Source organism: Frigoribacterium sp. CFBP 13605 (assembly GCF_014839405.1).
Taxonomy (GTDB): domain Bacteria; phylum Actinomycetota; class Actinomycetes; order Actinomycetales; family Microbacteriaceae; genus Frigoribacterium.
Map to the genome: position 1 here is coordinate 1 of NZ_JACYNS010000082.1, position 11,926 is coordinate 11,926.

General features: G+C 73.2%; 12 protein-coding genes. 6 read left to right on the forward strand and 6 right to left on the reverse strand.

Annotated elements, in window-relative coordinates:
- The 3 genes from IFT36_RS12700 to IFT36_RS12710 form a co-directional block, all read left to right on the forward strand.
- The coding region (locus IFT36_RS12700) for an HhH-GDP family DNA glycosylase (protein ID WP_207114403.1) at positions 1–520 on the forward strand (520 nt) is incomplete at its 5' end.
- Between the two features lie 187 nt (positions 521–707).
- On the forward strand, positions 708–1,334 hold the full coding sequence (locus IFT36_RS12705; protein WP_200413306.1) for a CDP-alcohol phosphatidyltransferase family protein: 627 nt from the start codon (positions 708–710) through the stop codon (positions 1,332–1,334).
- 69 nt (positions 1,335–1,403) lie between these two features.
- A complete protein-coding gene (locus tag IFT36_RS12710) occupies positions 1,404–2,366 on the forward strand; it encodes an SDR family NAD(P)-dependent oxidoreductase (protein WP_123572107.1) in 963 nt (320 codons plus the stop codon).
- A 79-nt stretch (positions 2,367–2,445) separates the two neighbouring features.
- Here IFT36_RS12710 and IFT36_RS12715 read toward each other — a convergent pair whose 3' ends face one another.
- From IFT36_RS12715 to IFT36_RS12730, 4 genes are all read right to left on the reverse strand, one after another.
- Positions 2,446–5,160 (reverse strand): phosphoenolpyruvate carboxylase, encoded by a 2,715-nt coding sequence (locus tag IFT36_RS12715; RefSeq protein WP_200413307.1) that lies wholly within the window; start codon positions 5,158–5,160, stop codon positions 2,446–2,448.
- 120 nt (positions 5,161–5,280) lie between these two features.
- Positions 5,281–6,021: an aminoglycoside 3'-phosphotransferase gene (locus tag IFT36_RS12720; protein WP_200413308.1), complete on the reverse strand. Its 741-nt coding sequence runs from the start codon at positions 6,019–6,021 to the stop codon at positions 5,281–5,283.
- A gap of 105 nt (positions 6,022–6,126) precedes the next feature.
- Positions 6,127–6,396, reverse strand: a complete 270-nt coding sequence (locus IFT36_RS12725; RefSeq protein ID WP_043595797.1) for a GlsB/YeaQ/YmgE family stress response membrane protein — start codon at positions 6,394–6,396, stop codon at positions 6,127–6,129.
- A gap of 147 nt (positions 6,397–6,543) precedes the next feature.
- Positions 6,544–6,756 carry a hypothetical protein gene (locus IFT36_RS12730; RefSeq protein ID WP_056049364.1) on the reverse strand — a complete coding sequence of 71 codons (213 nt, stop codon included), beginning with the start codon at positions 6,754–6,756 and terminating at the stop codon, positions 6,544–6,546.
- A 196-nt stretch (positions 6,757–6,952) separates the two neighbouring features.
- Between IFT36_RS12730 and IFT36_RS12735 the strand changes: the two genes are divergently transcribed.
- From IFT36_RS12735 to IFT36_RS12745, 3 genes are read left to right on the forward strand one after another with little or no spacing between them, the layout of a single operon-like run.
- Positions 6,953–8,707, forward strand: coding sequence for a circularly permuted type 2 ATP-grasp protein (locus tag IFT36_RS12735; RefSeq protein WP_200413309.1), 1,755 nt, complete (start codon positions 6,953–6,955; stop codon positions 8,705–8,707).
- Positions 8,701–9,627, forward strand: a complete 927-nt coding sequence (locus IFT36_RS12740) for an alpha-E domain-containing protein (RefSeq protein ID WP_056049358.1) — start codon at positions 8,701–8,703, stop codon at positions 9,625–9,627. The genes IFT36_RS12735 and IFT36_RS12740 overlap by 7 nt, the downstream gene beginning before the upstream one ends.
- A complete protein-coding gene (locus IFT36_RS12745) occupies positions 9,624–10,469 on the forward strand; it encodes a transglutaminase family protein (RefSeq protein ID WP_056049355.1) in 846 nt (281 codons plus the stop codon). The genes IFT36_RS12740 and IFT36_RS12745 overlap by 4 nt, the downstream gene beginning before the upstream one ends.
- 16 nt (positions 10,470–10,485) lie before the next feature.
- Here IFT36_RS12745 and IFT36_RS12750 read toward each other — a convergent pair whose 3' ends face one another.
- Positions 10,486–11,358, reverse strand: coding sequence for an endo alpha-1,4 polygalactosaminidase (locus IFT36_RS12750; protein WP_200413310.1), 873 nt, complete (start codon positions 11,356–11,358; stop codon positions 10,486–10,488).
- A gap of 38 nt (positions 11,359–11,396) precedes the next feature.
- On the reverse strand, positions 11,397–11,926 hold a 530-nt coding region (locus IFT36_RS12755), incomplete at its 5' end, for a hypothetical protein (RefSeq protein ID WP_374058397.1).

Here is an 11,926-nt window from a genome sequence, read left to right on the forward strand (position 1 = left end):
GGTCCGCGCGGCCGCCGGCGCACGGCGAGCCGAGGAGGCGCGGGTCGCGTCGCCCGCGCCGCGCACCCGGCGTAGACAGGACGGCATGACCGACGTGAAGCACCCGTCCGACCTCGGGATCGACGTGAGCGAGGGCTCGCCGCAGCAGCTGTACCGCTGGCTGCTCGCGAGCGTGTTGTTCGGCCGGCCCGTGCAGCAGAGCGTGGCCGCCGAGACCTACCAGGTGCTCGTCGACCACGGGCTGACGAGCCCCGCACGCTTCGCCGAGCACGACCACGAAGGGCTGCGCCGGCTGCTCGACGAGGCCGGCTACGCCCGCATCGACCACGTGATGAGCGACGAGCTGCACGAGGTCATGGGGCGCATCGACTCCGACTGGGGGTCGGTGAACCACCTCGTGCGGTCGTCGGCCGACCGTGCCGAGCTGACCCGCCGCCTCACCGACCTGAAGGGCGTCGGCCCGAAGACGGCCGAGATCTTCACGCGGGAGCTGCCCGTCGCCCTCTACGGCACCGCCTGACGGCACCGTCTGGCGGCGCCGCCTGACGGCACCGTGTGACGGCACCGCCGGACGGCGAAGGCGTCCTCGGGTCGGGAGCGGGGCACCCGTAGACTCGAGGCGATCTCGGGGGCGCGACCCGCGCCTCCTCGGGTGTGATCGGTGCGACCGGCACCGACGGTCCGCGCGATCGTGCAGAGGGGGCCCCGTGACGCTCGTCGACAAGCTGTTCCGACAGGACGAATGGCGCACCGTGCCCAACGCCATCTCGGCGGCCCGGCTGTTGCTGCTGCCGGTGTTCCTCGTGTTGATCGTGGGTGAGCACTACTGGTCGGCGATGGTCGTCATCGCGGTCGTCTTCGTGACCGACTTCCTCGACGGGTTCATCGCCCGCCGGACGAACACCACCTCCGAGCTCGGCCGGTGGCTCGACCCGGTGGCGGACCGCATCACCGTGATCGTGGTCGTCATCGCGTTCGTCGCGGGCGGTCTCGTGCCGTGGCCGGTGTTGCCGCTGCTGCTCGTGCCCGATCTGCTGCTGAGCGCCTACGCCCTGTTCGTGCTGGCCGGGGCCTCGTTCCCGGTGACGTGGGTCGGCAAGATCCGCACCGCTCTCATCTTCGTCGGGCTGCTGCTCGTGCTGGTCGCGGCCGCGGTCGTGGACCAGTTCGGCGGATCGGGAGGCGCGGCGTCGGCCCCGCTCGCCGACGCCGGTGCCGTCGCCCGCACGATCGGCCTCGTGGTGCTCTGGGCCGGACTCGTCGGTCACTGGGTCGCCGCCGTCCTCTACGCCGCGGCACTCGTCCGCACCCGTCGCGCCCGCCGAACCGCCTGACGGTCCGGGGTCCGACCGCCCGTCCGGGGCCTGACCGCCCGCCCGGGGCCCGGGCGTAGCGTCGACCCCATGACTCGCATCACCACCCCCTTCAGCGCCGCCACCACCGCGGACGAGGTCGTCGACGGCCTCGACCTGACCGGCAGGCGCATCGTCGTGACCGGCGCCGCGTCCGGCATCGGCATCGAGACCGCCCGCTCCCTCGTCGCCGCCGGCGCCGACGTGACCCTCGCCGTGCGCCGCCCCGAACAGGGAGAGCAGGCCGTCGCCGACATCCGCGAGAGCACCGGCGACGGCGGCGGCACCGTCCGTGCCGCGATCCTCGACCTCGAGAAGCGCGACACCCTGCAGGCCTTCGCCGACGCGTGGCAGGGCCCGCTCGACGTGCTCATCGACAACGCCGGCATCATGGCCACGCCCGAGACCCGCACCCCCGAGGGGTGGGAACTCCAGTTCAGCAACAACCACCTCGGTCACTTCGCCCTCGCGAACGCGCTCCGAGGAGCCCTGGTCGAGGGCGCCCAGGCCTCGGGCACCCCGTCGCGACTCGTGTCGCTCAGCTCGACCGGCCACCACTTCTCGCCCGTCGTGTTCGACGACGTGATGTTCGAGCGTCGCGAGTACGACCCGTGGTCGGCCTACGGCCAGTCGAAGACCGCGAACTCGCTCTTCGCGGTCGGCGTCACGCAGCGCTGGGCCGACGACGGCGTGCTGGCCAACGCCGTGCACCCGGGCGGCATCATGACGCCGCTGCAGCGCCACCTGCCCAAGCAGGAGATGCTCGACCGCGGCTGGATCGACGAGGACGGCACCCCCAACCCGGCGTTCAAGTCGACGCAGCAGGGGGCCGCGACGTCGGTCTTCGTGGCCGTCCACCCCCTCGCCGAGGGCGTCGGGGCCCGCTACTTCGAGGACGTCGCCGAGGCCGAGCCGTTCCGCGAGGACGCCCGCGGTCGCGGCGTCAAGGACTACGCCCTCGACCCCGAGCAGTCCGACCGCCTCTGGGCGCTCAGCGAGCAGCTGCTCGCCTGACCGACGCAGGCGCAGGACGCAGGAGGCGCGGGCCGGGTCGACGACCCCGCCCGCGCCTCCTGCGTCCTGCCTCCGGGCGTCAGCCCGTGTTCTGCAGCCCGGCGGCGATCCCGTTGACGCTCAGCAGCAGCAGGCGGTGGTCGGCGTCCGCCGGGTCGCCTCCGCCCGCGACGCGGATCGCCCGCAGGGCGCGCAGCTGCAGCAGCGAGAGCGCGTCGACGTAGGGCGACCGCAGCCGCACCGCGCGGCTGAGCACCGGGCGGCCGTCGAGCACCTCGCCGTGGCCGCTGACCGCGAGCACCCACTTGCGCGTGCGGGCCATCTCGTCGAGGACGCGTCCGGCGAGGTCGTCGCGGTCGGCCAGCGCCAGGTACTCGCGGGCGATGTGCTCGTCGGTCTTGGCGAGCGACATCTCGACGTTCTTGATCATGGCCGAGAAGAGCGGCCAGGTCGCGTAGGCCTCACGGAGCAGGTCGAGGTCGCCCACGGCCTCGAGGGCCGACCCCAGGCCGTACCAGCCGGCGAGGTTGATGCGGGCCTGCGTCCAGGCGAAGACCCAGGGGATCGCCCGGAGGTCTTCGAGGGACTCGACCGAGAGGCCTCGACGGGCGGGACGGGAACCCAGCGCGAGCAGTCCGACCTCCTCCATCGGCGTGACGGCCGCGAACCACGAGGCGAAGCCGTCGGCCTTGACGAGGCCGAAGAACGCCTCGCGTGAGGCGACGTCCATCGTCGAGGCGACCTCGGCGAACCGGGTGGCGGCCGTCGCGTTGGCCTGCTCGTTCGACGGGCTCGAGGCCAGCAACGTGGCCGCGGCCATCTGCTCGACGTGCCGGGCGGCGATGGTCTTGTTGCCGTACTGGGCGAAGATGACCTCGCCCTGCTCGGTGATCTTGAAGCGACCGTCGACCGATGCCGGCGGCTGAGCCAGCACGGCCTCGTTCGCCGGTCCGCCGCCGCGGCCGAGGGCGCCGCCGCGACCGTGGAACAGCGTCAGCTCGATGTCGTTCTCGGCGGCCCAGTCGGCGATGCGGGCCTGGGCGGAGTAGAGCGCGAAGGTCGCCGAGACGGGCCCGACGTCCTTCGACGAGTCCGAGTAGCCCAGCATGACCTCGAGGCGGCGACCGGTCGCCGCGAGGCGCTTCTGCACCGCCTCGGTCTGCAGGGCCTCGTCGAGGATGCGCGTGCTGGCCTCGAGGTCGGCGAACGTCTCGAACAGCGGGATCACGTCGAGCACGGGCGCGGGCTCGTCGCCCATCGCGCGCTCGGCGAGCTCGTAGACGGTGGCCAGGTCGGCCGACGACTGCGTGAACGACACGATGTAGCGCGACGCGGCCCGCACGCCGTAGCGCTTCTGCAGGCCGGCGATCGTGCGGAACACCGCGAGCACCTCGTCGGTCGTCTCGCTGCGTGCAGGAGGCGCGGTGTCGGACCCGGCGTCGCCGCCGGCCGCCTGCGCCCCGCCGGCCACGGGATCGGCCGCCCGGAGCTCGGCGAGGGCCGTGCGGTGCACCTGCGAGTGCTGGCGCACCTCGAGCTCGGCGAGGTGGAACCCGAAGGTCTCGACCTGCCAGACGAGGCCCTGCAGGTCGCCGTTGGCGCTGCGGTGGGCGCCGGCCGCGCGCAGCGACTGCTGCACGACGCGCAGGTCGGCGAGCAGCTCGTCGGGGTGGCCGTAGGCGAGCGGGGCCCCTTCGCGACGGGTGGCGTCGATGCGGGCCGCGACGAACATGAGCACCCGGCGGTGCAGCTCGTGGGGCGAGCGCACGCCGATGCGGGACGCGACGTCCGCGTCCATCCGGCGCTGCGCCTCCGCGAGGGACACCAGCTCGGCGGAGGCCGGGGTCTCGGCCTCGTCGAGGGTCAGGGTGCCGCCGATGCGGGTGGTCGCGCGGTGCAGCCCCAGCAGCACGTGCTCGGCGGCGATGTCGGCGGCGGCCCGGGTGACCTCGGCGGTCACGTGCGGGTTGCCGTCGCGGTCTCCGCCGATCCAGGTGCCGAGGCGCATGAAGGCGGGGGCGACGGCGGGTTCGCGGCCGGCGGCGTCCCCGAGCAGGCGGTCGTCGAGCAGGCGGTAGACCTGCGGCACGATCTCGAAGAGCGTCTGGTCGAAGATGCTCATGGCCGTGCGGACCTCGTCGAGCGGGGTGGGCCGCGTGGTACGGATCGGCGAGGTGCGCCAGAGCGTGTCGACCTCCTCGAGGAGGCGGCGTTCGGCCTCGGCCACGGCCACGTCGTTCTCGAGCCGGTCGCGGTCGGTCATCAGGTCGCTGATCCGACGGATGCTCGACGCGACCGCCCGTCGGCGGGCCTCGGTCGGGTGCGCGGTGAGCACGGGGTGGAAGCGCAGCGCGTCGAGCCGCTTGGAGGCCTCCTCGGCCCCGACCTCCTCGGTGAGCTGGCGCAGCGTGGCCGAGACCGAGTCGCCCGCGGCGCTCGCCTCGCTGCCGCGGCGGCGCAGCACGCGGACGCGGTGGTGTTCTTCCGCGAGGTTGCTGAGGTGGAAGTAGCAGGTGAAGGCGCGGGCGACCTGCTCGGCGAGCCCCTGGTCGAGGGCGTCGACGAGGCGCTGGGCGTCGTCGAGGCTCGCGCCGTCGGCTCCCTCGTAGGCGGCGATGACGGCGGCCCGGACGTCCTCGACGGCCTGGAAGAGTTCGTCGCCGCCGGATTCGCGCAGCACCCGGCCGAGCAGGCTGCCGAGGTAGCTGACGTCCTGACGGAGGCTGCCGTCGACGGCGCCGCTGATGTCGTCACGGCTGCCGTCGTGTCGTCGTGTGGTCTCGATGTCGGTCACCGCACCATCTTGGACGACCCGGGCGCTCCATGACGCCACGATGTGGTCACGCCGCCATGTTTAATCGTGGCGCGGTGCCCACATCGTGGCGTCGTGGCCCGCGACGCAGCACGATCCGGCTCATGTCGCGGCCCAGAGCGCCCGGTAGTACGCCGTGCGGACGGGGTCGTCGGCGACGCCGTACGCGTCGAGGAAGGTCTGCTCGAAGCCGGGGCCGTGGTTCCAGCCGAGGCTCATCGTCGCGACCGCGAGGTCGGCCCAGCGGTCGGCGACGCCGAGGGCGTCGAAGTCGACGTGCCCCGACCAGAGGCCGTCGTCGCCGATCAGCGTGTTGGGCACGCACGGGTCGCCGTGGCAGACGACGAGGAGGTCGACGGGCGGCGGGTCACCGAGGTCAGGAGGCGCGGCGCGCGCCTTCTCGCTGGTCGCGATCCGGTCGTCCACCGACCAGCTGAACGGGCACTCGTCGACCGGCAACGCGTCGTGCAGTCGCCTCAGCCCCCGTCCCGCCTCGCGCACGGCGGTCGCCGGGTCCGCGGCCCGGAGCAGGTCGGCGGCGCTGCGCCCGGGCACGCCCGCCGTGACGAGGTACTCGCCCTCGTCGTCACCGCCGATCTCGAGCACGCGGGGGGCGGGGGTGAAGTCGACGACCCACCGCAGCCGCATCTCCTCGGCGTGCAGGTCGAGGCCGCTGCCGTGCGGGGCCCACTTCGCGAAGCGCCGGGTCGGGCCGTCGCCCAGGCGGTAGGTGGTGCCGCCGGCCTCGTTGCGCCACACCGCGGTGATGGCGTCGCCGCGCGCGGCCGTGACCACCGCCTCCGGCACCTCGGCGTCGGGGTCGGGCCGGTTCTGCGTCCACATGCCCCGAGTCTCGCACCCGCCACGGCACCCGCACCCGCCCCGGGCACGACGGAGCGGGCCGCCCCCGGAGGGACGGCCCGCTCTGTCGTGGTGCGGGGGAGCTGCTTACGCGCGGCTGCCCTTGCGGCCGGTGATGAAGCCCCAGATGACGAGGACGACGAGCGCACCGAGGATCGCGATGATCCAGCTCTGGATGCTGAAGAAGCCGTCGTAGCCGACGTTGAAGACGGCTCCGCCGATCCAGCCACCGATGAGGGCGCCGATGACACCGAGGATCAGGGTGGCGATCCAGCCGCCGCCCTGACGGCCGGGGAGGATGAGCTTGGCGATGGCGCCGGCGATGAGGCCGAGGAGGATGAAGGCGAGGAAGCCCATGATGTGGTCCTTTTCGTTGGTGCGCGGAGTGCGCGGGTGCTGCTGAGACGGTCGGGGTCGGGTGCGTGTCAGCGGGGTCTGGGTGACGACCGCATGGGAAGAGGCCCGTGAGAAGGTCGTCCTCTCGGGCCCCAGCGGTCGAGAGGACTAGTGCGCGGCCTTGCGGGCCTTCTTCACCGCGGCCTTGCGGGCCTTGGTGACGTCCTTCTTGGCCTGGGCACGCGCCTTCTTCACCTTGGGGTCGTTCCAGAACGAGCCGAAGAAGTTGCTGATCTCCTTGTAGCGGCCCTTCCCGGCCTTGGCGCCGTAGGTGTACGCGAGGAAGGCGATGAGGGCGATGACGAGGTACTTGAAGCGCATGTGGTGGTCCTCCCGGTGGGACGTTCTTGTCGTTCGGGGGCGACGCTATTCCTCCTGGGAGTTCTCTGTTACAAATCGGATTGGTGGGAAGTTCCCGGTGTTCGCTTTTGTCCCCTCCCTCGCCGGGCTCCACCCCGACACACCCCCGCCGCACGACCGAAACACCCCGGCAACACCCCCTGGCTAGCGTCGAGCCATGGGTGAGCTCTTCGAGGGATACGCGACCACCACGGGTGCCGCGGCCCGGGCGACCGGCGCCCGCCCGCCGGCCGCCGCGTGGGACGAGATGTTCGAGCGCGACGGCACGCCCCGTCGGGCGTACCACGAGATCCACGCGACCCTCGAGGGCATGACGCAGGACGACCTGCGCGGCCGCACCGCGGCGCTGGCCGACTCGTACCTGGCGCAGGGCGTCACCTTCGACTTCGCCGGCGAGGAGCGGCCGTTCCCGCTCGACGCCGTGCCCCGGGTCGTCGAGCACGCCGAGTGGACCACCGTCGAGCGCGGCATCAAGCAGCGGGTCAAGGCCCTCGAGGCGTTCCTCGCCGACGTCTACGGCCCGCAGACCGCCATCGCCGACGGGGTCATCCCCGCGAGCCTCATCACGAGCTCGAGCCACTTCCACCGGCAGGCGAGCGGCATCGACCCGGCCAACGGCGTGCGCATCCAGGTCAGCGGCATCGACCTGGTCCGGGACGAGGCCGGAGCCTGGCGCGTGCTCGAGGACAACGTGCGCGTGCCGAGCGGCGTCAGCTACGTCATCTCGAACCGTCGCGTCATGGCGCAGACGCTGCCCGAGCTGTTCGTCTCGATGCGCGTGCGGCCGGTGGGCGACTATCCCAACCGGCTGCTCGCCGCCCTGAAGAAGAGCGCCCCCTCGGGAGTCGACGAACCGACCGTCGTCGTGCTGACCCCCGGGGTGTTCAACTCGGCCTACTACGAGCACACGCTGCTGGCCCGCCTGATGGGCGTCGAGCTGGTCGAGGGCCGCGACCTCTACTGCTCCGGCGGCCGGGTCTTCATGCGGACCACCGGCGGGCCCGAACGCGTGGACGTGATCTACCGCCGCGTCGACGACGAGTTCCTCGACCCGCTGCAGTTCCGGGCCGACTCCGTGCTCGGCTCGCCGGGCCTCCTGATGGCCGCCCGTCTCGGCACGGTGACGATCGCGAACGCGGTGGGCAACGGCGTCGCCGACGACAAGCTCGTCTACACCTACCTGCCCGAACTGATCCGCTACTACCTGGGCGAGGACGCCCTGCTGCCGAACGTGCACACCTGGCGGCTCGAGGACCCCGGGGCCCTCGACGAGGTGCTCGACCGGCTCGACGAGCTCGTCGTGAAGCCCGTGGACGGCTCGGGCGGCAAGGGCCTCGTCGTCGGCCCGGCGGCCAGCCGCCGCGAGCTCGACGACCTGCGCACCCAGCTGCGACGCGACCCCCGCGGCTGGATCGCGCAACCCGTGGTGCAGCTCAGCACGATCCCGACCCTGGTCGACGACGGACTCCGCCCCCGGCACGCCGACCTGCGGCCCTTCGCCGTGCACGACGGCGACGACGTCTGGGTGCTGCCCGGCGGCCTGACCCGGGTCGCGCTGCCCGAGGGCCAGCTCGTCGTCAACAGCAGCCAGGGCGGCGGCTCGAAGGACACCTGGATCGTCGGCGGCGACGTCAACGCCTGGGCCGGCCACGACGTCAGCGCCCTGATCGCCGAGCAGACGACCCCGACGCAGTCGCTCCCGATCATCACCCCCGAGCAGGTCGCCGCGGCCGCGGCCTCGGCGGCCGACCACAGTCCCGACCACGCGCCCCAGGACGACCCCCGCAACGACCAGCAGGCGCAACAGCAACAGACGAAGGAGGGGCGGGCCGGGTCACGAAGCCGACCCGTGCCTCCTGCGTCCCGCGTTCCCGACCACGGAACGACCCCGACCGAAGGGCCATCATGCTGAGCCGCATCGCCGAGAGCCTGTTCTGGATCGGCCGCTACATCGAGCGGTCGGACGGCACGGCCCGCATCCTCGACGTGCACCTGCAGCTGCTGCTCGAGGACCCCTGGATCGAGGAGGACGTCGCCTGTCGCAGCCTGCTCGCCGTGATGGGCAGCGACGCCCCCGAGGGCGATCTCGCCCGCAGCGACGTCCTGTCGATGCTCGCGGTCGACCGGCACAACCCGGCGTCGATCGCCTACTCGCTCGGCGCCGCCCGCGAGAACGCCCGCCGGGCCCGCGAGATCGTCTCCACCGAGCTGTGGGAGTGCCTCAACACGACGCGTGCCCGCATGCCGCGCAAGGTCGCCGACGACAAGGTGCACGAGTTCTTCGCCTGGGTGCGCGAACGCAGCGCGCTCGCCGTCGGGATCATCGAGAGCGCGACGAGCCGCGACGAGGTGTGGCAGTTCTTCACCCTCGGCCGGTCGATCGAGCGGGCCGACATGACCGCGCGCCTGCTCGCGACCCGCACGCTCACCGAGGCGTCGGGCCCGTCGTGGACGACGATCCTGCGGTCGTGCGGCGCGTACGAGGCCTACCTGCGCACCTACCGCGGCGTGCCGAGCGCCCGCAACGCGGCCGAGTTCCTCCTGCTCGACCGGCTGTTCCCGCGCAGCGTGCTCTTCGCGATCAGCCGGGCCGAGGCCTGTCTGCGCGAGGTCGAGCCGACGACCCACCGGGTCGCGGCCTCCGACAGCGGGGTGCGCATCCTCGGGCAGATGCGCAGCGAGCTCGAGTTCCGGCCGATCGGCGACATCCTCGACGACCTGCCCGGGCAGATGGACACCGTGCAGGCCGCGACGAGCGCCGCCTCCGAGGCGATCAGGCAGCGGTACTTCCCGACGAGCGCCGCGCCCACCTGGGTGGGGGAGCGCTCGTGAGCCGCCTGCGCATCCGGCACGTCACGGGCTTCTCGTACCAGGGCGAGGCCGTCGCGAGCTACAACGAGGCGCGCATGCTGCCGGCGCACACCGAGGGCCAGTTCGTGCTCTCGTCGCACCTGCGCATCGAGCCGGTCGCCGCCTCCCACGAGTACGTCGACTACTGGGGCACGCGGGTGTCGTCGTTCGAGGTGCTGCTGCCGCACCGGCAGCTATCGCTGACCGCGACGTCGCTCGTCGAGGTGCGGCCGCAGGCGCATCCGTCCGAGACGATCTCGTGGGACGACCTGGCGGCGGTCGCGGGGGCCAGCACGTCGTTCGTCGAACACCTCGAGCAGACGCCCCTCACCGCGCCTCCGGCCGACCTGGCCGCCGTCGGAACCGAGGCTCGGGCGACCCACGCCGATCCGTGCGCCGCCGCGATGGCGATCTGCGAGACGGTCGGAGGCGCGGTCCGGTACCTGCCCGGCGTCACGAACGTGAAGACCACGGCCGCCGAGTCGTGGGCCGCCCGGGCCGGCGTCTGCCAGGACATCGCCCACGTCACGGTCGGTGCGCTGCGGGCGGCGGGCATCCCGGCGCGCTACGTCAGCGGCTACCTGCACCCGAAGCCCTCGGCCGAGCTGCGCGAGACCGTCACGGGCGAGTCCCACGCCTGGGTCGAGTTCTTCTGCGGCACCTGGCACGGCTACGACCCCACCAACCTGATCGACATCGGCGAACGGCACGTGGTCGTCGGCCAGGGCCGCGACTACCGCGACGTGCCGCCGCTGCGCGGGGTCTACGCGGGGTCGTCGAACAGCGAGCTCTTCGTCACGGTCGAGATCACCCGCGAGGCCTAGGCCCGCCCGGCGCCGGTCAGCAGGCCGTGTAGGCGTGGGCCGGGTCGTCGGCCGGCACGAGGTCGTGGTCGCGCACGATGGTCGAGGGGGCCGGGTCGAGCCCGGTGACGCGGGCGCACACCTCGGCGACCGAGCCGCGCAGGTCGTCGGTGTACTCGACGTCGAACACGAGCCCGCCGTAGACGTCCGTGAAGGCGCCGCACTCGTCGTAGCGGTCGCACTCCTCGGTGACGGCGAAGTCGTAGCCGACCTCGTCGCGGCCCCGGGCGCCGAGGTCGGCGGTGTTCTTCTGCGCCGTGGCCAGCCCGGCCGCGTGGGCCCGTGCGACGAGCAGCGTCGCGAAGGCGACCGCGTCGTCCTCACCGAAGGCGTCGTCCGACCGCGTCCACGAGTCGAGGTTGTCGAACTCGACCGCCTGGTAGCCCGAGGCGGCGCAGCCGTCGATCGTCGACGCCTGGCGCTCCGCCACGGCCTGCCGGTTCGCCTCCGAGGACAGGTCGAACAGGTGCTCGTCCGGCCAGCCGGGATCGACCAGCGGTTCGCCGTCGGTCGTCCGCACGAGCAGCTCGTCCGGCCACTCGACGCCCGGTTGGGTCTGGAACCCGTTGACGTAGCAGATGCCGTAGACGTCGGCGGCGGGGTCGTCGGTGCTGTCGCGGGCGACGACCGTGGCTCCGTCGGGGACCGGCGACGCGCCTCCCAGTTGGTAGTCGAAGCGGGCACCCTCGGGCGGCAGCACGACGCCGTCGGCCGACGCGGCCCCCGAGGCCACCACCGCGGACGTGGAGGCGCGCTCGGGTCGTTCACCGGCCCCGGCGTCGACGCCCGTGCAGCCCGTCACGACCAGCGCGATGCCGACGAGTCCGACGAGTCCGAGGCGTGTGCGCATGCGGCGAGCCTAGGTGAGTCGAGCGACCGGGCCGACCGTCAGGCGGTGTGCGACAGCGGCGCGGACTCGCGCTCGCCGACCGCGGCCTCGGCGGGGGTGGCCCCCGCGGTGACCACCGTGGCGGTGGGCGACGTGGCTGGCGCGGCGGGGGTGCGGCGCGAGGTCAGGAAGTCGAGGCGCGCCGCTTCGCGGGCCAGTTCGCGGTCGTGCTCCGCCTGTCGGGCGGCGGCGCGGGCGTCCGCCAGGCTGCGCGCGTTCTCACGGGCCCTGGCTGCGGCGGCGGAGGAGGCGCGTCGTGCGGTCGCCCCCGTGGCCCGGGCGGCGACGACGGCACCGGCCGCGGTGGCCCGGCTGCCGTGACGCACGCCGTCCCAGGTCGAGCGGGCGGCCGGTCGGGTGCGCGTCGCGACGGTGGTGCCGGTCGTGCGGAACCAGGCGACGACGACCGGGGTGGTGCGTCGGACCCATGCGACCACGGCCCGGGAGGCGCGGCGGACGGCCCGTGCCGTGGCCCGACCGGCCCGGGCCAGGGCGTCACCCGTGGCGCGCACGGCGGCCGCGACCCGGG

What these genes read in the sequence shown, in the direction of transcription:
- IFT36_RS12710 (WP_123572107.1), top strand. Translation starts at nt 1,404, where the DNA reads ATGACTCGCATCACCACCCCCTTCAGCGCCGCCACCACCGCGGACGAG.
- IFT36_RS12720 (WP_200413308.1), bottom strand. Translation starts at nt 6,021, where the DNA reads ATGTGGACGCAGAACCGGCCCGACCCCGACGCCGAGGTGCCGGAGGCG.
- IFT36_RS12725 (WP_043595797.1), bottom strand. Translation starts at nt 6,396, where the DNA reads ATGGGCTTCCTCGCCTTCATCCTCCTCGGCCTCATCGCCGGCGCCATC.
- IFT36_RS12730 (WP_056049364.1), bottom strand. Translation starts at nt 6,756, where the DNA reads ATGCGCTTCAAGTACCTCGTCATCGCCCTCATCGCCTTCCTCGCGTAC.
- IFT36_RS12735 (WP_200413309.1), top strand. Translation starts at nt 6,953, where the DNA reads ATGGGTGAGCTCTTCGAGGGATACGCGACCACCACGGGTGCCGCGGCC.
- IFT36_RS12740 (WP_056049358.1), top strand. Translation starts at nt 8,701, where the DNA reads ATGCTGAGCCGCATCGCCGAGAGCCTGTTCTGGATCGGCCGCTACATC.
- IFT36_RS12750 (WP_200413310.1), bottom strand. Translation starts at nt 11,358, where the DNA reads ATGCGCACACGCCTCGGACTCGTCGGACTCGTCGGCATCGCGCTGGTC.